Annotated in this window: 22 protein-coding genes and 1 pseudogene; 7 read left to right on the top strand and 16 right to left on the bottom strand. The window is 63.3% G+C overall.

Annotation, left to right across the window (positions count from 1 at the left end; translation table 11 throughout):
* Positions 1-5: 5 nt before the first annotated feature.
* A complete protein-coding gene (locus tag G5134_RS01155; RefSeq protein WP_025202285.1) occupies positions 6-545 on the top strand; it encodes a fimbrial protein in 540 nt (179 codons plus the stop codon).
* 2 nt (positions 546-547) lie between these two features.
* On the opposite strand, the gene G5134_RS01150 is transcribed toward G5134_RS01155, so the two are convergent.
* From G5134_RS01150 to G5134_RS01120, 7 genes are all read right to left on the bottom strand, one after another.
* Entirely contained in the window at positions 548-1,783 is a 1,236-nt protein-coding gene (locus tag G5134_RS01150) for a winged helix-turn-helix domain-containing protein (RefSeq protein ID WP_065018376.1), read from the bottom strand.
* Between the two features lie 301 nt (positions 1,784-2,084).
* On the bottom strand, positions 2,085-3,491 hold the full coding sequence (locus tag G5134_RS01145) for a 2-succinylbenzoate--CoA ligase (protein ID WP_065018375.1): 1,407 nt from the start codon (positions 3,489-3,491) through the stop codon (positions 2,085-2,087).
* A gap of 10 nt (positions 3,492-3,501) precedes the next feature.
* Entirely contained in the window at positions 3,502-4,431 is a 930-nt protein-coding gene (menC, locus tag G5134_RS01140) for an o-succinylbenzoate synthase (protein WP_065018374.1), read from the bottom strand.
* Positions 4,431-5,291, bottom strand: coding sequence for a 1,4-dihydroxy-2-naphthoyl-CoA synthase (gene menB, locus G5134_RS01135; RefSeq protein ID WP_039215084.1), 861 nt, complete (start codon positions 5,289-5,291; stop codon positions 4,431-4,433). The genes menC and menB overlap by 1 nt, the downstream gene beginning before the upstream one ends.
* A complete protein-coding gene (gene menH, locus G5134_RS01130) occupies positions 5,284-6,054 on the bottom strand; it encodes a 2-succinyl-6-hydroxy-2,4-cyclohexadiene-1-carboxylate synthase (protein WP_065018373.1) in 771 nt (256 codons plus the stop codon). Before menH ends, menB begins: the two co-directional genes overlap by 8 nt.
* A complete protein-coding gene (gene menD, locus G5134_RS01125) occupies positions 6,044-7,774 on the bottom strand; it encodes a 2-succinyl-5-enolpyruvyl-6-hydroxy-3-cyclohexene-1-carboxylic-acid synthase (protein ID WP_421231821.1) in 1,731 nt (576 codons plus the stop codon). The genes menH and menD overlap by 11 nt, the downstream gene beginning before the upstream one ends.
* 33 nt (positions 7,775-7,807) lie before the next feature.
* Positions 7,808-9,154 (bottom strand): isochorismate synthase, encoded by a 1,347-nt coding sequence (locus G5134_RS01120; protein WP_421231820.1) that lies wholly within the window; start codon positions 9,152-9,154, stop codon positions 7,808-7,810.
* A gap of 207 nt (positions 9,155-9,361) precedes the next feature.
* Here G5134_RS01120 and G5134_RS01115 point away from each other — a divergent pair, with 207 nt between their 5' ends.
* Complete coding sequence (locus tag G5134_RS01115; protein ID WP_005308387.1) at positions 9,362-10,267, top strand: 1,4-dihydroxy-2-naphthoate polyprenyltransferase; 906 nt, start codon at positions 9,362-9,364, stop codon at positions 10,265-10,267.
* A gap of 103 nt (positions 10,268-10,370) precedes the next feature.
* Complete coding sequence (locus tag G5134_RS01110; protein WP_421231819.1) at positions 10,371-10,586, top strand: DUF6500 family protein; 216 nt, start codon at positions 10,371-10,373, stop codon at positions 10,584-10,586.
* A gap of 68 nt (positions 10,587-10,654) precedes the next feature.
* On the opposite strand, the gene G5134_RS01105 is transcribed toward G5134_RS01110, so the two are convergent.
* Entirely contained in the window at positions 10,655-12,052 is a 1,398-nt protein-coding gene (locus tag G5134_RS01105; protein WP_421231818.1) for a PepSY-associated TM helix domain-containing protein, read from the bottom strand.
* Between the two features lie 274 nt (positions 12,053-12,326).
* Here G5134_RS01105 and G5134_RS01100 point away from each other — a divergent pair, with 274 nt between their 5' ends.
* Positions 12,327-12,722 (top strand): hypothetical protein, encoded by a 396-nt coding sequence (locus G5134_RS01100; RefSeq protein WP_017780374.1) that lies wholly within the window; start codon positions 12,327-12,329, stop codon positions 12,720-12,722.
* Positions 12,723-12,759: 37 nt separating this feature from the next.
* On the opposite strand, the pseudogene G5134_RS01095 reads toward G5134_RS01100, so the two are convergent.
* The 3 genes and pseudogenes from G5134_RS01095 to dbpA all read right to left on the bottom strand — a co-directional run.
* Positions 12,760-12,927, bottom strand: a pseudogene (locus tag G5134_RS01095) (YkgJ family cysteine cluster protein); the annotation flags it as partial.
* A gap of 100 nt (positions 12,928-13,027) precedes the next feature.
* Positions 13,028-13,309 (bottom strand): YkgJ family cysteine cluster protein, encoded by a 282-nt coding sequence (locus G5134_RS01090; protein ID WP_017765205.1) that lies wholly within the window; start codon positions 13,307-13,309, stop codon positions 13,028-13,030.
* Between the two features lie 72 nt (positions 13,310-13,381).
* Positions 13,382-14,758, bottom strand: coding sequence for an ATP-dependent RNA helicase DbpA (gene dbpA, locus G5134_RS01085; RefSeq protein WP_065018368.1), 1,377 nt, complete (start codon positions 14,756-14,758; stop codon positions 13,382-13,384).
* 564 nt (positions 14,759-15,322) lie between these two features.
* On the opposite strand from dbpA, the gene G5134_RS01080 reads away from it, so the two are divergent.
* Complete coding sequence (locus G5134_RS01080; RefSeq protein ID WP_005308404.1) at positions 15,323-16,528, top strand: NupC/NupG family nucleoside CNT transporter; 1,206 nt, start codon at positions 15,323-15,325, stop codon at positions 16,526-16,528.
* Between the two features lie 69 nt (positions 16,529-16,597).
* Here the strand turns inward: G5134_RS01080 and G5134_RS01075 are convergent, their stop codons facing one another.
* From G5134_RS01075 to G5134_RS01060, 4 genes are all read right to left on the bottom strand, one after another.
* On the bottom strand, positions 16,598-17,098 hold the full coding sequence (locus G5134_RS01075) for a metal-dependent hydrolase (protein ID WP_043169419.1): 501 nt from the start codon (positions 17,096-17,098) through the stop codon (positions 16,598-16,600).
* Between the two features lie 91 nt (positions 17,099-17,189).
* Positions 17,190-17,747: a cytochrome b/b6 domain-containing protein gene (locus G5134_RS01070; protein WP_065018367.1), complete on the bottom strand. Its 558-nt coding sequence runs from the start codon at positions 17,745-17,747 to the stop codon at positions 17,190-17,192.
* A 48-nt stretch (positions 17,748-17,795) separates the two neighbouring features.
* The gene (locus G5134_RS01065) at positions 17,796-18,065 is read right to left on the bottom strand and encodes a PepSY domain-containing protein (protein WP_005308413.1); all 270 of its coding nucleotides are present in this window, start codon (positions 18,063-18,065) and stop codon (positions 17,796-17,798) included.
* Positions 18,066-18,184: 119 nt separating this feature from the next.
* Complete coding sequence (locus G5134_RS01060) at positions 18,185-18,637, bottom strand: YaiI/YqxD family protein (RefSeq protein ID WP_065018366.1); 453 nt, start codon at positions 18,635-18,637, stop codon at positions 18,185-18,187.
* A 105-nt stretch (positions 18,638-18,742) separates the two neighbouring features.
* Between G5134_RS01060 and zntB the strand changes: the two genes are divergently transcribed.
* Together zntB and G5134_RS01050 are read left to right on the top strand one after the other, a co-directional pair.
* On the top strand, positions 18,743-19,735 hold the full coding sequence (gene zntB / locus G5134_RS01055) for a zinc transporter ZntB (protein ID WP_065018365.1): 993 nt from the start codon (positions 18,743-18,745) through the stop codon (positions 19,733-19,735).
* Between the two features lie 9 nt (positions 19,736-19,744).
* Positions 19,745-20,263, top strand: a complete 519-nt coding sequence (locus G5134_RS01050) for a mechanosensitive ion channel domain-containing protein (protein ID WP_017780379.1) — start codon at positions 19,745-19,747, stop codon at positions 20,261-20,263.
* A 42-nt stretch (positions 20,264-20,305) separates the two neighbouring features.
* Here the strand turns inward: G5134_RS01050 and G5134_RS01045 are convergent, their stop codons facing one another.
* A complete protein-coding gene (locus G5134_RS01045) occupies positions 20,306-20,554 on the bottom strand; it encodes a hypothetical protein (protein ID WP_005308429.1) in 249 nt (82 codons plus the stop codon).
* Positions 20,555-20,591 lie beyond the last annotated feature (37 nt).

Below are 20,591 nucleotides of genomic sequence, written 5' to 3'. Positions count from 1 at the left end.
TCGATATGTTGCGCTTAGGCTGTTTGGGGTTGCTGATACTCCCGCTGTGGGTCAATGCGGCTGCTGATGATCTTGAACTTCTTGGAGGAGAGCTCAATCTCCATGGCCGGATCATCGATCAGCCGTGCGAGATTGCTCCCGAGTCCATCGAGCAGGAGGTCGAGATGGGGGTGGTCGACGTGAAGGAGCTCTATGCCAACGGGGCCGGGGTCCAGGTGCCTTTCTCCATCCGGCTGACCAACTGCAAGCCGGGGATCTTTCGCATGGCCAAGGTGACCTTCACCGGCTCGCAGGATCCCCAGCTCAGCGGCGGGCTGGCGTTTACCGCCGGGATGGCCAAGGGCGCCGGGATCCGCCTCTATGACGTGACCCAGTCACCGCTGGATCTGGGCACCCCCTCCCGCGGTTATCTGCTGGGCGGTGCGGCAGACAATGAGCTGCAGTTCTTTGCCCGGGTGGAAGCGCATCCGGACGCGCTGGCTGCCAAGACCATCCAGCCCGGGGATTATTCCGCCGTGGCCAACTTTATCGTTGCCTATGAATAAGGTCAGAAGTCATTGCGCTGAATGACCTTTGAATTACCCAGACTGGGCCAGTTGATAACGCCACCCAGATAACTGGAGAGGTAAATGCCCCCCGGCAACTGCACAAACTGTGCTTTCTGTTTAGGGGGGGTCAAGGCGGCCACCAGGGTTGCCACCATGCCGTTATTGGTCAGTGCCTTTTGATCGATGTAATTGACGATGGTATTTTTTACCTCTACCGAAATATCGCCATCATCCCGCTCCAGATCCCCGACGGAATCCAGATTGAACAGCGTCTGACCCTGGCTGTCGGTAGCTATAATGGTTGCCACGACTATTTCACGGCTCAGTGTAACAATGAACTTGTTCTTTCTGGTCAGCTCAACCCAGTTGTCCGGCGCCTGGCAATTGCTGTGATATCGAACTGTGGTGTCGGTATTGTTGTAATAGTTGTGGGAAACATTCTTTCCCTGCTGGGCCATGGTGGAAATAACGCATTGCACCTCTTCGGCAAGCGGATGACCATTGCGCAATAAAAAGACATTTTCTGACAGCTGGCGACTGTTGTTGTCGATGGAGAAATAGCTGATGGCTTCTTTGCCGACCAGCAGGGATACCTGTTCATCATCCTTGCGCGAAATTTTCTGGACCAACGGCGAGAGCGCATCGATCTTTACCTTCAATGCTTGCTCGGTATCACTGGTCATATAAAGAGAAACATGGCCAAGATTGATGGTGCGCAGCGTATTGGCCGTGGCATAGTGATATATGCTGATGACCAGCGCGGTCAGCGATGCCAGCAAGAGTGCAACCAGCAAAATACGCTGCGGGCTGAAATAGCGATCATATTTACGGCGGGTATATTGCCGTCTTACCTGGGGCACATTGGCGGTTGCGATCGTCTGAATTTCTTCATTCGGCACTGCCTCCTCGGTTTCTCCGGCCACTTCAATGGGGGCGCAGAAGATATATCCCACCCGCGGGATAGTATCGATCGCATCCATCAAACCGAATGATTCCAGCTTTCGTCTCAACGAGAGGATCTGCCGGTTCAGGTTGGTGTCGGTATTGTCCTGGTTCGGCCACAAGGCATCCTGCAGCTTACTTCTGGCAATGACAGTACCTGCCTCATCACACAGCATCTCGAGCAGCTCGGCTTCCTTGTTGCTGAGCTTGATGTCCTTGTCTCCTTTCGAGAGTCGGAATATTGCAGCGGAGAAAAAGATATCCTCTGCAATTTTATAATTTTTGTTACTCATGTGTGACTCGTCTTACTGCCAAGGAGAGCATTTTACCACCATGCAGTCTTTGTTCAAATAATGGGAAATTAGCAATATCTTTAACTATCAACTAGTTACCTTTGCGTTTAAATGCATGGCGGGGAATATGGTACTACAGGCGGCTCGTTCAGTTCAAAAAACACGCAAAAAGAGGGTCGTGTATGTAATCGTTCTCACTTCCCCCTGCCTGTGAGGGGTATTTTGACGCCCCCAGCATTTTCTTTCGAATAAAGTGTGTATTTGGATGGCTCCACCATGTCTGAAATTGTCGCATGGCTGATCATTGTTCCTGCAGCATGCGCTGATATTGCCTGCGCTGCGGCTTGAGCTGCCCCCCGAGATCGGGCCAGGGATGCCACTGATCCGGCACCATGAAGCCGGGCAGGGTTTGCCGGATCCAGGTCGCCAGCTCGACATAAGGCCGCGGCTCGCCATGCCAGTCGATGAAGGCGGCGGGCCTCTGCCCCCACTCGTCGCTCGGTACCGGCACCACCAGCGCCTGTGCCACGGCGGGGTGATCCACCAGCCGCTGCTCTATGGTCTCGGGCTGGATGTTCTCGCCCCCCGAGATGAAGAGGTTGTCGAGCCGCCCCTCCACCACCAGTTCGCCATCTGCATTGAAATGCCCCTTGTCGCGAGTGTGGAACCAGCCGTCCTCGTCGAGCGGCCGCGCCAGCCCCCCTTCCTTGAAGTAGCCCGCAAACAGCGTCTCGCCGCGCACGCAGATCTCCCCCTGGCGGATGCAGACCTCCCGTCCCGGCAGCGCCTTGCCCACCACGCCAGCGGCGGCCGGCCGGCCGGTGCAGACCTGGCTGCCCATCTCGGAGAGGCCGTAGCTCACCTTGGGCACCAGCCCCATGGCGGTGAGCCTGTGCACCAGCGGTTGGGGAATGGCGGCGCCGCCGAGCAGCAGCTCGCGTAGCCGGGTGCGAGCGGGATCGAAGCCCTGTGCCAGCAGTCGCCAGAGCTGGGTCGGCACCAGGGATAGATGGGTGATGGGTTGCTGCTCGAGCCGCTCCCTGAGCGGGCGGCTGCGATCGTCCAGCACCAGGGCTGCGCCCGCCAGAAAGACCCGAAACAGGATGGCGTAGCCGCCGACATGAAACAGCGGCAGGGAGAGCAGCCAGCCGCACTCGGCATCGAGCGGGATCTGGCTGGTGGAGCCTCGCGCCGAGGCCAGGTGGTTGGCCAGCCGGTGCACCACCGCCTTGGGCGTGCCGCTGGAACCCGAGGTGAGGATCATGTTGTTGAGGCAGGCAGGATCCAGCATGCAGTCGCCTTCGTCCGCCGCCAGCTCACGGGTGAAGTCGAGCCGTAGCGGTTGCCAGCTGCCGGCCGGGATCTCGCTCGCCGACCAGCAGGCCCTGACGTCGAGCAGGGTCGCGAGCTCCGTTTGCCGCGTCAGCGGAAAGGCGGGGTTGAGCGGGCAGAAGACGATGGCGCTGCGCACGCAGGCCCAGGCCAGCAGCACATCTTCCAGCGCACCGCGTACCACGGCAGCGAGGCGATCTCCCGGTTGCAGGCCGGCCATGGCCAGCTGCTGGCACAGGCTGTTGAGCCTGGCGTCCAGTTGCCGGTAGGTGAGCGGGACGGCGGCGTGAATGGCGATGCGAGCGGGAGCGGATCGCGCCCAGTGACGCACCGGGCAGGATTCGGGATGGGAGTGATGGTCAGACAAGGGTGGCATGCAGGCCCCTTCAATCGTGGTGAAACAGGGGCTCCAGCAGACTTGGATCGGGTTTGCCGGCGGCGTCCAGCAGATCGGCGGCCAGCCAGTGCCGGGTATCCAGGCCGGGGGCCTGTTCCGGTGCCCATTCGCCGGCCAGATGGAACAGCTGGTTCAGACCGACGCCGGATTCGAAGCAGGAAGAGACGATGACCTTGAGGCGCAGCTCGTGGGCCCGGGCTACCAGCGCCTCGCAATGGGCCAGCGAGCCGAGCAGGGTTGGCTTGAGCACCAGAGCGCGCAGCTGGGGAATGGGTTCCCACGGCTTGCCCTGGGCCAGCAGCTCGTCGATGGCCACCGGCATGCCGGTGCGATTGGCTACGAAGGCGATGTCGGTAAAGTTGGCGCAGGGGTCTTCCAGGTATTCGATTCGGTTTGGATCCAGATGACCGCAGAAGGCCCAGGCCTCCTCGCGGGTCCAGCCCTGGTTGGCGTCCAGCACCAGCTTGAGGGTGGGGACGCGGTCGCACAGCAGGCGGATCAGCGCCAGCTCGTCGCGCATGGGGTAACGGGCCACCTTCAGCTTGGCCTTGTTCGGGGTCTTGTGCAGCCAGTTCTTCCAGTTCTTCAGCAGCTCCTGGGGGGAGCCCTGAATAAGGGGATAGGGTTCGGGCAACGGGGCTGTCTGGGCAGGCCAGCAGCGGCGGGCACAGTCCAGCCCGAATTGCACCGAAGGGAGCTGCGGGGCGATATCTTGCCCCGCCGCCAGCCGTTCCAGACAGACGATGGCCTCGGCTTGCGCCTCGGCCAGGTTCTCGCGGGAGAAGCCGGGCAGGGGGGCGATTTCCCCCCAGCCGTCGTCAACGCGGACCAGCAGGCCCTCTCGCGCCACCTCCACCTTGCCGTGAAAGGTCAGGGGCTGGGTAAAAGGCAGTTGGTAGCGATAGAGAGCGAGTGTCATCAGGGATTCCGCTTGTATTTGGAGAAGTCGGGACGGCGTTTCTCGTTGAATGCGTTGCGCCCTTCCTGACCCTCTTCGGTCATGTAGAACAGCATGGTGGCATTCCCCGCCAGCTCCTGCAAGCCGGCCTGGCCGTCGCAGTCGGCGTTGAGGGCGGCCTTCAGGCAGCGCAGCGCCATCGGGCTGTTCTGCAGCATCTCGCGGCACCAGCGCACGGTTTCACGCTCCAGCTCCGCCAGCGGCACGACGGTATTGACCAGCCCCATGTCGAGGGCTTGCTTGGCATCGTACATGCGGCAGAGGAACCAGATTTCGCGGGCCTTCTTCTGGCCGACGATGCGCGCCATGTAGGAGGCACCCCAGCCGCCGTCGAAGGAGCCCACTTTCGGACCGGTCTGGCCGAATTGGGCGTTGTCGGCGGCGATGGTCAGATCGCACATCATGTGCAGCACGTGGCCGCCACCGACCGCGTAGCCGGCCACCATGGCAACGACCGGTTTCGGGCAGGTGCGGATGTCGCGCTGGAAGTCGAGCACGTTGAGGTGATGGGTGCCCTCGTCATCGCGATAGCCACCGTAGTCACCACGGATCTTCTGGTCACCGCCGGCGCAGAAGGCCTTCTCGCCAAAGCCGGTCAGGATGATGGTGCCGACCTGATCGTCGTAGCGGGCATCGGCCAGCGCCTGCAGCATCTCTTTGACGGTGCGGGGGCGGAAGGCGTTGCGTACCTGGGGGCGGTTGATGGTGATCTTGGCAATGCCATCGTCGGACTTGTGATAGAGGATATCCTCGTAACCGGCGGAGCAATCACGCCACTCGACGGGGGCATAGAGTTCCGCTTCAGTCATTGCTTCAATCATGACGCTTCTCTTCTTGTTGTTGGTTGGCCCACTCCGCGAGGAGCCGGGCAAAAGTCTCAGGCTGGTGGGCATGCAGATTGTGGCCGCCATCCAGCTCCAAGTGGTTGATTTTGCGATGCTGACTCGTCATGAGGCAAGCCAGCTGATGGAATTTGTGATCCCGCTTGCCGCTCACGTAGGTGACCGGCAGCGCACCTTGCGCCAGCCAGGGGCCGAGATCCGGCTGCTGCCCCAGGGAGGTGGCGCGCAGCATGGCGGCCACGGCCTGGCCGTCGTTGCCAAGGCGGCGGGCTATCTGGCGGGCGCGGGCATCCTCGCCCAGATCGGCGAACACCCCCTGCCGATACCAGTCGGCCAGCACGGCTGCCAGGGGCTCCTGCTCGAAGCGCCGGGCCCAGCCCTCATCGTGGGCGAGGCGGGCGGGCCGCTCTGCCGGTGGCAGACCGGAGTGGCAGTTCTCCAGCAGCAGGGCCTGCAGCCCCACCGGCGACTGGCTGGCGTGATAGAGGGCGAGCCGCCCGCCCAGCGAATAGCCCACCAGTTGGTAGCGGCCGATGCCGCGCGCGGCCAGCTCGTCGCAGAGCCAGCGGTGGGCCTGCTCGAACCCCGTAACCCGCACTGCCTGGTTGCTGCCGTGGCCAGGCAGATCCAGCGCCAGGCTGGGGAGGTCGGTCAGGGCCGTCTGCACGGGCTGCCAGTCGTTGGCATCGCCGAGCAGGCCGTGCAGCAGCACCAGCGTCGGCTGGTCGGCACTAGCTGCCACGGATCGCGCTTCCCAGTGCCTTCAGATCCTCGGCGACTTCGCTGCTGGGGACCTTGATTTCAATCAGCGTTACCCCCTTTTCCAGCGCGGCGGCGTAATCCCGTTCAAAGTCGGCGAGGGTGGCCGGCGCCCGGTAGTGGAGGCCGAACATGGCGGCGGCGTGTTCGAAGTGCAGGCCGTGAGGCAGGCAGTAGTAGGTCTCCAACAGTGCGTCCTGGGTCGGCACCGGCAACATGCGAAAGATGCTGCCACCGTCGTTGTTGAGCAGGATCACCACCAGCGGCCGGCTCGCTTTGCCGAGCAGCGCCAGGCTGTTGAGATCGTGCAGGGCGCTGAGATCGCCGAGCAGCAGGGTGGTGGGCTCGTCGCTGTCCGGCTCGATCGATTGTGCAAAGCCGTAGGCGGTGGCGATGAGGCCGTCGATGCCGGAGGCGCCGCGGTTGGTCATCACCCGGCTGGGGCCCTTGCCCGCCTCGCCGAGCATGTCCATCAGCCGGGCCGGCATGCTGTTGCCAACGAACAGCTGGCCCCTGATCAGCTGGTTCAGACGGTGGCACACCCCGAGTTCGGAGAAGCGCTCGCAGGCGCTGCGCACCTGCAGACTCACGGACTGCTGGCGCTCCGCCAGCCGGTGCCAGGGCAGGTGAGAATGCGCCACCGGATGGGCGGCGGCAAAGGCGTCGGGTTCGCACAGCAGGCGGCGGCGCAGCCGGTAGTCCGGGTCGAGCCGGGCCGGCTGCGGATCCACCAGCCAGTAATCCTGCCAGGAGTGCTGCTTGATGAACTGGCCGAGCCGCTTGGAGATGAGACGGGCGCCAAATTGCAGCAGCACCTCGGCGCGGGCCAGTTCGGCCACGAAGCCGCTGTGTTGCAGGGCGAGATCGGCGTGCACCAGGTTGCGGCCATTGAAGCGTAGCTGGCTCTGCAGATCGGCCAGCAGGGGCCAGCCGAGCCGCTCGGCCAGGGCGGCGACTGCCTTGGCCTGGGCGGGCTCCTGAATGCGGCCGGCGACGATGAGGCCGCGCTTGCCCTGCAGCTCGTCCCAGTCGGGTTGACGGGGGCAGGGGGCCTCGGCCTGCTGCCAGGGACTCCAGGGCTCGGACGAGTGAAGCCAGTCGCCGAGGGGGGCCAGGTAGGCCGAGAAATCCAGGTACTCATCGCCCGGATAGAGGGGCTCCGGGTACATGCAGTTGAAGTGCACCGGCCCCGGTGTGCGCGCCTGCTGGGCCAGCGCCTGATCCACCGAGCTAAGCACGAAGGCGGCCGGGATGGTGGCGGTGGGGCTCGGCAGGTTCTGCTGATAGACGGGGTAGCGGCCGAAGATCCCCTGCTGGTCGATGGCCTGATTGGCACCGTTGTCGATGAGCTCGGGCGGCCGGTCGGCCGAGAGAATGATGAGCGGCACGCCGGTGAGCTGGGCCTCGGCCACTGCCGGCCAGAGGTTGGCCACCGCGGTGCCCGAGGTCATGATCACCGCCACCGGGCGGCCACTGCCCTTGGCCAGCCCCAGCGCCATGAAGCCGAGGCCGCGCTCGTCAAAGTGCAGATGGCGGCGAAAGCCGGGGTGCGCGGCAGCCGCCATGGTGAGCGGTGCCGAGCGCGAGCCGGAGGCCAGTGCGATGTCGCGCACGCCGAGGCGAAAGAGCTCCTCCAGCAAGAGGGAAGACCAGACGTGGTTGAAGGTGGCATGGTGACTGGCGAACGCTTGGCTGGCAGACATGAGGCTCTCGTGGTGAGGAGTCGATGAGAAACGCTATCCCAGCAGGGAGAGCACATTGGCGATCTTGTTGTCGAGTTCGGCCCACTCGGCGGCAGGCTCGGAACCCGCGACGATACCGGCGCCGGCAAACAGGGTGATGGCCTGCGCCGTGATGCGGGCGCTGCGGATGGCGACCGAGAACTCGGAGGTCTCCCGGCTCAGCATGCCGCAGGCGCCGGCATACCAGCCGCGATCATAGGGCTCACGCTCGCGGATGAAGGCCAGCGCGGCCTCGCGCGGAGCGCCACCCACCGCCGGGGTGGGGTGCAGCGCCTCCAGCAGCTGCCAGTCGCAGACGCCGGGCTTGAGTTCGGCCTCGATGTCGCACTTGAGGTGCTGCAGCAGCCGCAGTTTGAGAATGCGCGGCTCGGTCAGAGTGGCGTCAGTGGTGAGCGGCGCCAGCCGGCTGAGGATGTCGGCGTGCACCAGCCGGTTTTCCAGCCGGTTCTTGCTGTCGGCCAGCAGCTCGGCGGCCAGCGCCGCATCGGTCGCCTCGTCGCCGGAGCGGCGGATGGTGCCCGCCAGCGCCTCGGTGAAGAGGTGCTGCTGTTCGCGGCGATAGAGCCGCTCGGGGGAGCAGGCGATGAAGCTCTGCTCGGGGGAAAACTGGAAGCCGAAGTGAAAGCAGTCCTGACCGTGCTGTGCCCAGCGGGCCAGCAGCGACCAGGGGGCGACGGCCTGCGGCTCGATGGCATTCGTCGCCCCCTCATGGGTGAGCCGGCTCTGGCGCGACAGCACCACCTTGGGGGTGTGGGCCTGGAAGTCGGGGGCGGTCACCTGCTCGACCAGGGTCTGCCACTGGGGTTGGCTCGGGCAATCTTCCCGCTGCCACGGGTGGCGGGCCAGCGGGGGCAGGGGCGACTCCGGCTGGAGGGCGTCGAGGGCGGCGGCGGCGGCCTGCAGCTCGGCCTCGAAGGCGTCGCTATCGGTCTGCTCCGGCAGCCAGAGGTTGAGGCAGAGGGTGACGCACTCGCCACGGCGCACCAGCTCGATGCGGGGCAGCACGAAACGGCAGGGGCCGAACCCCTGCCAGCCGGGCTGGGTCGGGTCGAATGCCAGTCCGCCATAGTAGCGGGGGCTGTCATCATGGGGCTGGCTGGTGTGCTCGCAGACTTGGCGGATCGCCCTGGGCTCGGTCAGCTCGCGCAGGCAGCCCAGTGCCACGTATTCGGGTTTGTCCTGTCCTCTGGCATGCCAATAGATGCGGGGATAGAGAGTCTGCGCCGCCAGCCAGCCCAGGAAGGAGCGAACCTCGATCGCGACGCGCAGTCGCACGAAGCCGCTGGCATTGCCATGACGCAGGGCGTCCAGTTGTTGCTTGATATGGGTCTGAGCCAACATGGATTTCGTCTATGAGCCGATAGTGACGGTCCATCCTGCAGAAGGATGCCGTTGGTTTATGCCAAAGGAGCGATTATTCCTATATATTATCTGCCCATTCGTCCATGTAAATCGCCCGGGGAGCCAACTCCCGAGGGGCCAAGTATACCGAAATCCGGTTCGATAACCCTTAACACGATCAATATCTGATTGTTTGGCCATCACAATATGACAAATACCTTATCTATTTGGTTGCTGGCGGCGCGTTTGCGAACGTTGCCGCTGGCGTGTTCCTCCATTTTGCTGGGATCCGGGCTGGCGGCCAGCCGTGGCGCCTTCGACGGCACCATCATGGCGCTCTCCCTGCTGACCGCCATTCTGCTGCAGATCCTCTCCAATCTGGCCAATGACTATGGGGATGCGGTATCCGGGGCGGACAATGGCGAGCGGATCGGCCCCCAGCGCGCCGTGGTCTCTGGCCTCATCACCCGCAAGCAGATGTGCGTGGCCATGGCGCTGACCGCGCTGGCCGCCGTGGTCAGCGGCCTCGCCCTGCTGGGCTGTGCCTTCGGCGATCAGTGGCTGCAGATCCTCACTTTCGTGTTGCTGGGCGGTGCCGCCATCGTGGCCGCCGTTACCTACACGGTGGGCAAGACTCCCTACGGCTATCGCGGCTTCGGTGACATCTCGGTGTTCCTGTTCTTCGGCCTGCTGGGGGTACTCGGCTCCTACTACCTGTTCACCAAGACCCTGCAGTGGGATCTGCTGCTGCCAGCCACCGCCTGCGGCCTGCTGGCGACCGCCGTGCTCAACATCAACAATGTGCGCGACATCGAGACCGACGCCGCCAGCGGCAAGATCACCCTGGCGGTGCGGCTCGGCCGCAACCGGGCCATCGCCTATCATTGGGTGCTGCTGGGAGCGGCGCTGCTGGCGACCATCGCCTTCATCCTGACCCAGCCTGCCAGCTTCTGGCCCTGGATCTTCCTGCCCGCCATGAAGCCGCTCACTGATGCCGCCAGAACCCTGCGCCAGAGCTTCGACGGCGAGGTGCTGACCGGTTCGCTCAAGAAGACCGCCATCAGCGCCTTCCTCTACAGCCTGCTGCTCTCCATCGGGCTGGCGCTCTCCTGAGTCGCGACCTTGTCTGGCAATGAAGAAAGGCTCCCGCAGGGGAGCCTTTTTGCTGGTTGGGGTATGCTGTCCGGCCATTCACTCATCGGCCAGGAGGGCCGCCATGCGCGACTCGCTCAAGCAGAAGATCATCCAGGTGTGCCAGCAGAAGATTGCCCAGAAGGGGGAGACGGTCGGGGTCTCCTTCTATGGGTTTTTTGCCAACCGCAATGACGACCCCGAGCTGCTGATGGAGGCGGCGACCTGGTGGATCCAAACCCGGCGCCTCGATCACTTCGAGAAGGCGAGGAAGATCCTCCAGCTGGTGGAGCAGGAGTAAAGACGGGTTGAAAACCAGCGGGCTCCCGTTCGGGAGCCCGCTGGCTGGTGCGTCAGGTTGAGGTAACGCTAGCTGGCCCGTGCCAGCCTGGGAGCCCGACGGCGGGCGAAGAGCAGGCTGTCCAGCAGCCAGATCACCAGCATGGAGCCGCCCACCAGGGGGAAGCAGATGCCGAGCAGGATCAGCAGGGCAAGGGCGCCGCGCATGGGGGGCAGGGTGGTCGGCAGCGGCGGGGCGGCGAGGCGGCCCTGCGGACGACGGCTCCACCAGATCCAGAGCCCGCTCACCGAGCTCAGCAACACCAGCAGGCAGATGAGCAGCATGGCGAGCTGATGCGGCCAGCCGTAGAGCTTGCCCATGTGCACCATGACGCCGGTTTCCACCGTCTTGGCGACCGGGCCGTAGTCCTGCCAGCGCACGTCCGCCAGCACCTTGCCGCTGTATTGATCGATGTGCAGGGTGGCGTCGTTGCGGGGATCATCGGCAAAGATGGCGATGGTGTAGACACCGCTCGCCCCGGCCGGCGGCGTGATGCTGTAGCCCGGCGTGACCCGGCGTGCGGCGGCGATCTCCACCACCTGCTGCAGCGAGATGCGGTGCTCCGCCATCACCATGCCGTCGTGCTCGCCACCGTGTCCCATGGCGCTGTGGTCGTGGGCCTTGGGCTCGGCCGAGCTGGGGATGGGGGTGTTCTCCACCGCCCAGGGCACGGTCTGCTGGTGGGCATGGTTGAGGCTGCGGGCCAGGGGCGCCGACTTGGGCACCTCGTTCCACATGGCGGCCGGGAAGCGGTTCCAGACGGCGGCAAACTGATCGCCCCAGAAACCGGTCCAGGTCATGCCGCTCAAGAGCAGCAGCAGCAGGAAACCGGCGCCCCAGAAGCCGACCACGGCGTGCAGGTCGCGCCACCAGAGCCGGCCACGCTGGCTCCAGCGGGGCCACAGGATGCCGCCAACCCCTGGCCCCTTGCGTGGCCACCAGAGATAGAGCCCGCTCAGGAGCAGCACTATGCCCCAGCCGGCCGCCAGCTCGATCAGCCTATCTCCGGTGGTGCCGAGCAGCAGATCGGCGTGCAGGGCGCGCGCCACCGCCTGCAGATTCCACTTGTTGTCCATGGTGCCGAGCAGGGCGCCACTGGCGGGATCGAGGAACAGGGTCAGCTCGCTGCCCCCCTGGCGGACGATGAACTGGGCGCTGGCCTCCGGGCCTGTGGGGGGCAGGTATTTGCTCAGGCTGGCGTCCGGCATGGCCGCCATCGCCTTGACCAGCAGCTGGTCGGCGCTGAGCGGTTGGCTGACGGGGGCGACCTTCATCAGCTCGGGATACATGAGGTTGTCGAGCTGGGGCTTGAACAGATAGACGATCCCGGTCAGCGAGAGCAGGATCAGGAAGGGGGCGACGAAGAGACCCGCATAGAAGTGCCAGCGCCAGATGCGCTGATAGTGGTTCGCGTCCCGATTTTTCATCTCTGTTCCTTGCGCCTTGGGTTAACGTTTCAGTTGGTGGAATGTTGGTGGCGGCGCGGATGATAACAGCAACGTTTTGTTAACTGCAACAGAACATGAGGGCTGGCCGTGGAGGTAGCCGAGTGCACGCCGAACCGGTTTGCCGGCGGTCAGAAGGTGGCGCAAACCCCTCTGGGCGAACCTTGTCAAAATGGACTTTTGGCAGAGAGATCATTACCTTGTTGCAACATAAGAGAGTGCTTGCACGGCGAAGAATCCAGGGAAGGAGGCAGACGTGAAGTTGCGACCCCACGGCCATTTCGAGATGCAGCGACAGGGCCAGGTGCTGATCTGCCGGCCGAGCGGCCCCTTCAATCTGGCGGGGGCCATGGCCTATGAGGCGCAGTTCAGCCAGCAGATCGCCAGCCTGAGTGCCGGGCCCTGGGGCATAGTCGAGGTGGCGACCGAATTCGAGGCGGCAGGGCCCGAGGTGCTTGCCCGTTTTCGCCGTCAGTTCGAGTGGTGCGCCAACAACGGCTGTGCCTTTCTGGCGGTGGTGCTGGCGGGCAGTTTCAAGCAGTATCTGGCGGATCAGGTGTTCAGTGGGTTGCCGTTTCAGGGGATCCGTTACTTCGAGCAGGCCGACGAGGCACTGCACTGGCTGGAGCAGCAACTGGCCGGGCTAGTCTGACCGTACATCATCACGGTGAGTGCGATCGAGGGGCGGCTCAATCGAGCCTGACAAACCACTTGTCCCGCTCGTCGATACAGTCCGGCTCACCCATTTCAAACTCACGGCAGATCAGGGGGCGCACCTCATGGATGCGGCACATCATCGCGGTGAGTGCGGTCGAGGGGCGGCTCAATCTAGCTTGATAAACCACTTGTCCCGTTCGTCGATACAGTCCGGTTCACCCATCTCGAATTCACGGCAGATCAGGGGGCGCACCTCATTGATGCGGCATATCATCGCGGTGAGTGCGATCGAGGGGCGGCTCAATCGAGCTTGATAAACCACTTGTCCCGCTCGTCGATACAGTCCGGCTCACCCATCTCGAACTCACGGCAGATCAGGGGGCGTACCTCGTAGATGCGGCACATCATGGTGTTGCGATCGAGCGCCGCGCACCAGCCATCTTCCAGCCGGTGCATCACCGGCACTTCACCTTCCCGCTCTTCCACATAGCGATCCGGCACGCCGGTATCGGTAAACAGCATCACCTCGAGGCGGCAGCAGCAGGCCTCGCAGTTCTGGCAGCTCACTTCTGGGGTCGTCATGGCACCTGCCTTGTTCTCATGGGCACGGATAAATATGAAACAGGCGCCGCTGGGGCGCCTGTGGTCTGAACCTTAGCCCAGTTTGCGGGCACGGTAGCTGCGCCCCTTGATCTTGCCTTCCTGCAGTCGCTTGAGCGCCGCCTTGGCCACGCCCTGCTTGACTGCCACGTAGGAGTACTGCTCGGCGATCTGGATCTTGCCCACGTCGCTGCCGGCAATGCCGCCTTCGCCGGTCAGGGCGCCCAGGATGTCACCGGCGCGCACCTTGCTCTTGCGGCCCGCATCGATGGAGAGGGTCACCATCTGCGGGGCTATGGGTTTGATGGCGCGGCCGATGGCATCGAGATCCCCCAGCGGCAGCGGGGCCTGCTGGTACTCCTCGATGATGTTGACGCGCTGGGCCTCGTTCGGCTGATAGAGGCTCAGGGCCAGGCCCTGCTGGCCGGCGCGGCCGGTCCGACCGATGCGGTGCACGTGCACCTCGGGGTCATAGGTGAGCTCGTAGTTGATGACGGCGCCCAGCTCCTTGATATCCAGCCCGCGGGCGGCCACGTCGGTGGCCACCAGTATGGTGGCGCTGCCGTTGGCGAAGCGCACCAACACCTGGTCCCGCTCGCGCTGCTCCAGATCGCCGTTCAGCGCCAACGCCGAAAAGCCCTTGGCGGCCAGATGATCGGCCACGTCGTTGCAGGCGCGCTTGGTGTTGCAGAACACCACGCAGGAGCCCGGCTGATAGTGGCTGAGCAGCCAGCCGAGGGCCTCGAGGCGCTGACCGGCCGGCACTTCATACAGCTTCTGCTCGATGGCGCTCTCCTCGTGCAGGGACTCCACGCTCACCTCGACCGGGTTGCGCTGCACGCCGCGGCTCATCTGGGCGATCCCCTCCGGATAGGTGGCGGAGAAGAGCAGGGTTTGCCGGTCGCGCGGGGCGTGGCTGATAACCCGGTTGATGTCTTCGCCAAAGCCCATGTCCAGCATGCGATCCGCTTCGTCCAGCACCAGCGTCTTGAGGCTGTCAAGCGCCAGGGTGCCCTGCTCCAGGTGCTTGAGGATCCGGCCCGGGGTGCCGACGGCGATGTGGGCACCGAAGCTCAGGGTGGCCGATTGCGGTGCGGTCGGGGTGCCGCCACACAGGGTTACCAGCTTGACGTTGGGCAGGGTGCGGGCGAGACGACGGATCTCGGTGGCAACCTGATCCGCCAGCTCGCGAGTCGGGCAGAGCACCAGCGCCTGTACCTCGAGCCGGTTGACGTCGAGGCGGGAGAGCAGGCCGAGGCCGAAGGCCGCAGTCTTGCCGCTGCCGGTTTTTGCCTTGGCGATCAAGTCTTTGCCGTCGAGTACCAGGGGCAGGCTCTGGGCCTGGATCGGGGTCATCTGCAGATAACCCAGGCTGGCGAGGTTCTCGAGCAGGGCGGGGGAGAGGTTCAGGCTGCTAAATTCGTTGTTCACAAAAGGACTCTATATGGGAGAAAACGGGCTGCGCCGGGCGCAAGGGCGCGCATTGTACCAGAATCCGCCGTTGGATGTGCTGCAAATTTGAGCGGCTGCTTCTGTTCGTGACTGTCAGCCCGGCGGCAAGGGGTCGGCTCACCGACAGCCCCCTGGCAATCCGGAGCAGTAGTTCGCGGTCGCGGAAATATGTATTTGGCTCCGCCTACATTCATCGCAAATAAGATAAACGTTTTTCACCCTGCCTTGATTAAATAAACTTGTCGTAAATTTGTTCTGACCACTTCTGCGTGGCCTTGCGAGTATTAAGTGAATGTAATTAAGCTGTGAAAACAGGAGTTTACAAATACCTGATTCATTTTTAAGTGATTGTTTATATTGCGTTTTGTTATTTATTGAACAATGATTGGATGTTCTCATGAGCGTTTAATTAATTTAAAAACGTTTGTATTATCCAACATGCATATTTTTACCGCAGATTGTGATGGCTATCTGAATTTTTAAATATGCAAATGTCTATGATGGCGCCGGTCAAAAATTACAATTCACTCAGGTGCTACAGGTATGGAATACGTTCACTTTGTGCTCGGACTCGTCATGGTCCTCGCTCTGGCGTTGCTGGCAAACCGCCGCAACTGGAAACTGATCAAGCCGCGCTATATCGGCCAACTGCTGGTGGTCGAACTGGCGCTGGCCTGGTTCATGCTGAACTCCGAAGTGGGTCTGGCGGTAGTGGGTGGCTTTGCCGCCGGCTTCACCAAGCTGATGGAATTTGCCAAGCAGGGGACCGACTTCGTGTTCGGCGGCCTGGTCAATGAAGGGGCCTTCTCCTTCTTCCTGATGGTGCTGATGCCCATCGTCTTCATCTCCGTGCTGATCGGCATCCTGCAGTACATCCGTCTGCTGCCGCTGGTGATCCGCGGCATCGGTACCGTGCTGGCCAAGATCAACGGCATGGGCAAGCTGGAATCCTTCAACGCCATCAGCTCCATGATCGTCGGCCAGTCCGAGAACTTCATCGCGCTCAAAAACATACTGCCGCACCTGAACGAGAAGCAGATGTACACCCTGGCCGCCACCGCCATGTCCACCGTCTCCATGTCCATTGTCGGTGCCTACATGCAGCTGATCGAGCCGCGCTACGTGGTGGCCGCCCTGGTGCTCAACATGTTCAGCACCTTCGTCGTGCTGTCGCTGATCAACCCCTACGAGCCGGACAATACCGTGACCGACGCCAAGGCGCTGTCAGAGGGTGACGAGCACCACACCCCGAAGAAAGAGAACTTCTTCGAGATGCTGGGCGAGTACATCATGGCCGGTTTCACCGTGGCGGTGATCGTGGGTGCCATGCTGGTGGGCTTCATCGCCCTGATCGCCCTCATCAACTACCTGTTCGAGATGGCGTTCGGCGTCAACTTCCAGCACGTCATGGGCTACATCTTCTACCCCATCGCCTGGATCCTGGGCATCCCGGGCAGTGAAGCGCTGCAGGCCGGTTCCATCATGGCGACCAAGCTGGTGACCAACGAGTTCGTGGCCATGATGGATCTGGGCAAGATCGCGGCCCAGCTCTCTCCGCGCACCGTCGGCATCCTCTCCATCTTCATGGTGTCGTTCGCCAACTTCAGCTCCATCGGCATCATCGCCGGTGCGGTGAAGGCGCTGAACGAAGAGAAGGGCAACATGGTCTCCCGCTTCGGTCTGAAGCTGGTGTACGGCTCCACCCTGGTGAGCCTGCTCTCAGCCGTGATCGCCGGTGTGATGCTGTAAGTCATCCAGCCGCCCTCACCACGACAAACCCCTGCCTCGGCAGGGGTTTGTTTTTTGGCGGCCGACCACCTAGCCGGGCCAGTGGGCCCAGTAACCGGCGGCCAGCAGGGTGAGGGTGCAAAAGCCGGTCTCGAGGGCGCCGCCACTTCTGAGCGGCCAGCCCGGCAGCCGGTAGCGGCGCTTGCTGGGCCAGAAGAGCGGGATGCCGGCCGGGGTGAGCCAGTCCCCTAGCAGGTGGCTGAGGTAGCCGATGATGAGGGCATCCTTGACCCCGACCGGCAGAGTGTCGGGCGGCAACTGCTGGTTGAGCCCCCAGATGGCGACCGCCACCGCCAGCAGGCTGTGGGTGAAGCCGCGATGACCGAACAGGCGAGAGAGGGGTTTCGAGATCCAGGGCAGCCGCTGCCCCAATACCGACTTGGGATGGTCGAGGTCGGGCAGCAGGGCGCTGGCCAGGGCGGCGGGCACGGTCTGCCACAGGCTGGCGTAGGCCAGGGCCGGCGTCAGCTGGAGTTTGTGGGCGATCAGGGTGCAGGTAACGGAAAACAGCAGGTGCCCTTGGGCGGTCATGATGGCTACGACATGGGAAAATGGCGGCGCATCTTACCAGTGTCGCGGGCCATTGCAGCAAAAAACCGGGGCCCGGCGGGCGACCCGGTCATTAACTGCGCGGATCTTCCACCTTGGTGTCGGCGGGCACCCGTTTTTTACCCAGCACCATGGCGCGCACCAGGTCGCTGCGGGTGAGGCGATCGGTCAGGATCACCACGGCCGCATGGACACCGACGGCGGCCATCAGGGTGTTGGCGAGGATGCCGTGCAGCTCCTCCAGCCAGTCCTCGCCCCAGAAGGCATCCCAGGTGGTGAGCCAGCCGGTGACCACGGTGCCGACCAGCGACAGCAGCAGCAGCCAGATCATCAGGGCGCCGACCGGGTTGTGGCCGAGGTAGTAGGGGTGATGCCCGCTGGCCAGCTGGCGCAGGTAGTAGCGCACCCGGGCCGGGGTCGGCCACCACTGGCCGAAGCGGGCGTAATGAGGGCCGATCAGTCCCCACAGCAGGCGGATGATGAGCAGGATGCCCACCGCGTAGCCGGCGTACTTGTGGAGCTTGCTCCCCTCTTCCAGCACGAAGAAGTTGAGCAGGCAGAGGGTGACGGTAGCCCAGTGAAACACCCGGATGAGGGGATCCCAGACATTCACTTCAGAGGTAGGGGTCATGGCAAGGCTCCAAGGCTGGGGCCGGCGCATTGCCGGCCCAACGCGGCGTTATTCGTCGATCTCTTCTTTCACTTTCTTCAGATCGGTCGGGTCGAAGTAGATCTCGACCTTGCGCTTCTCCTTGTCCCAACCGTAAATCTCGTAGCAGTTGGTCTCGGTGACCTTGAACTTCTTGATGTCATAGCCCATCGCCTTGATCTGCTGCTGGGCGTCGGCTTCGCTCATCCACTTGCTCTTGTCGGCCTGGGTGCATTGGGGATCGGCCAGGGCTGCGCCGCTCAACAGGGGGATCAGTAACAACAGGGGGGTCAGTTTCATTGCTTGCTCCTTGCGGGTGGTTGGGTCAACAGCCACAAGGTTAGTTCAGCTCCCTTAAGAAAGAATTAAGCGCAGAAGGGGATGAACGGGTCTCCCCGGCAGGGTGCCGGGGAGCGGGCTCAGCTCAGCTTGCCCCTGACCAGCCACTTGTCCAGCGCGTTGGCGAAGCGCTGCTTGTCGGCCGCGTTGAGGGGGGCCGGGCCACCGGTCTGGACCCCGGCCGAGCGCAGCTCCTCCATGAAGTTGCGCATGCCGAGCCGCGCCTTGATGGTCTCGCGGGTGTAGAGCTCGCCGCGGGGATTGAGCGCCTCGCCGCCGGCATCGATCACCAGGGCGGCGAGAGGGATGTCGCCGGTGATCACCAGATCGCCGGGTTTGACCTGCTGGGCGATGACATGATCTGCCACATCGAAGCCCTTTTCCACCTGCTGGGTCTTGATGAAGGGGGAGGGGGGCACCCGTAGCCCCTGATTGGCCACTAGGGTCGTCACCACCTGGGCGCGGTGGGCGGCGCGGTAAAGGATCTCCTTGACTGGAATAGGGCAGGCATCGGCATCAACCCAGATGGGCATGGCATGGTTTCCTGTGTCTGAAACGAGTGGCGCATCTTAGCACGGCCGGGGGCGGCCGGCTGCCCCGGGGCTGAGTCGGGTCCGGCTTTGGTGTAAGCTGGGCCGATGAACATGAGCGAGAAGGACGAGCAGATGGATCGGGTGCCCAGTGACGTGATTTATGGCCTGACCCTGGATGGCAGGGGGGGCATGCAGCCGCTGGCGGCGGGCAGCGAGATACCGGCAGCGCAGCCGGGCTGGCTGCATCTGGACTATGGCAACCCTGAGGCGGCGCGTTGGCTGTTGCAGACGCCGCTGCTGGGTGACGCGGCACGCGAATCCCTGCTCGGCCAGAGCAATCGCCCCAAGCTGGTGCGGATGGGGGAGACGGTGCTGCTGATCCTGCGCGGCATCAACCACAACAAGGATCACAGGCCGGAAGAGATGGTGGCGCTGCGGATCTTCATCACGCCGGATCTCATCATCAGCAGCCGGCGGCGGCCGCTGCTGTCGGAAAAAGATGTCTTCGAGCAGCTGAAACTGGGGGGTGGCGCCGACACCCCGGCCGACTGGCTGGTGGAGATCTGCGACGCCCTGACCGATCGGGCCGGGGAGTTTGTCGAGGAGCTGCACGACCAGATCCTGGATCTGGAAGAGCAGGTGCTGATGCGCGACCTGCCTGCCAACGGCCGGCTGGCGCTGATCCGCAAGCAGCTCATCATGATCCGCCGCTACCTCTCCCCCCAACGGGATCTGGTGGCGCGCCTCGCCAACGAGAAGATCAGCTGGCTGGATGAGGACGACCGGCGCCGCCTGCTCGACATCGCCGACCGGCTGCGGCGCTGGCTGGACGATCTGGATGCCGGGGTGGCGCGCACCGCCGTGCTGGCGGACGAGATCAACAACCTGATGGCGGAGGCGACCAACCGCCGCGCCTACCAGATGTCGGTGATGGCGCTGCTCTTTCTGCCCGCCAGCTTCCTGACCGGCCTGTTTGGCATCAACCTGGGAGGCATTCCCGGGGCAGAGAGCCCGACCGCCTTCTGGATCTTCTGCGGATCCCTGGTGGCGCTGGCGACCGGGCTGGCGGTCTGGCTCAAACACAGACGCTGGTGGTAAGGAGCCGACATGACAACATGGGAATCTTTTGGCGTGACCCTGCTGCTGTTGCTGGGCCACACCCTCATTCGCGGCCTCATTCACAAGAGCCTGATGGCCCTCGGCCAGAGCCGGCAGGTGAGCGAGAACCGGGTGCTCTACGTGGAGCACGTGTTCCACTTTCTGCTCGGCTGCGCCACCCTGCTGATCCTGGCCGGGGTGTGGGGGCTCGACTTCTCGCGGCTGGTGGTGCTGGCCTCCTCCTTCTTCGCGGTGCTGGGGGTGGCCATGGTGGCGCAGTGGTCGATCCTCTCCAACATCACCGCCAGCATCACCATCTTCTTCGCCTTCCCCTACCGGATAGGCGATCGGATCCGGATCCTCGACAAAGATGACTCGGTCACCGGGGTCATCACCGAGATCGGCCTCTTCTATGTACGGGTACGCGATGACAACGGCGATCTGGTCACCTATCCCGCCAACCTGATCCTGCAAAAGCCGGTCAGACGGCTGGAGGGCAAGGGGGCAGAACCCCTGCAACCGGAATGAGAAAAGGCTCCCGTGGGAGCCTTTTTTACGCCTGCCAGCTTCTCAGCGTTCGAAGAAGCGGTAGAGGTGCTCGATCTGGATCGGGCAGTCCGCCACCAGATGCACATGCTGGCGGGCCTCTTCGACCGAGCCGAAGCTGAGGGGGCAACCCAGGGTGTCGGTCATCTCGTACAGTTTGCCGTCCTGTCCCCTGAACTCCACGATCCAGCCGGGCAGGATGGCATCCTGCAGGATCTCGGCTTCCTTGAAGGCTTGTTGCTGGTAGAGCAGACGAAGTTCATTGACTGTCATGACATCCTCCCGTGACGCTTGATGCCACTTCAAGTCT

The sequence above is a fragment of the Aeromonas sp. 600276 genome, from assembly GCF_049175815.1.
Taxonomy (GTDB): domain Bacteria; phylum Pseudomonadota; class Gammaproteobacteria; order Enterobacterales; family Aeromonadaceae; genus Aeromonas; species Aeromonas dhakensis.
The sequence above is the reverse complement of the archived record's forward strand: the minus strand, read 5'-3'. Positions and strand labels throughout refer to the sequence as shown.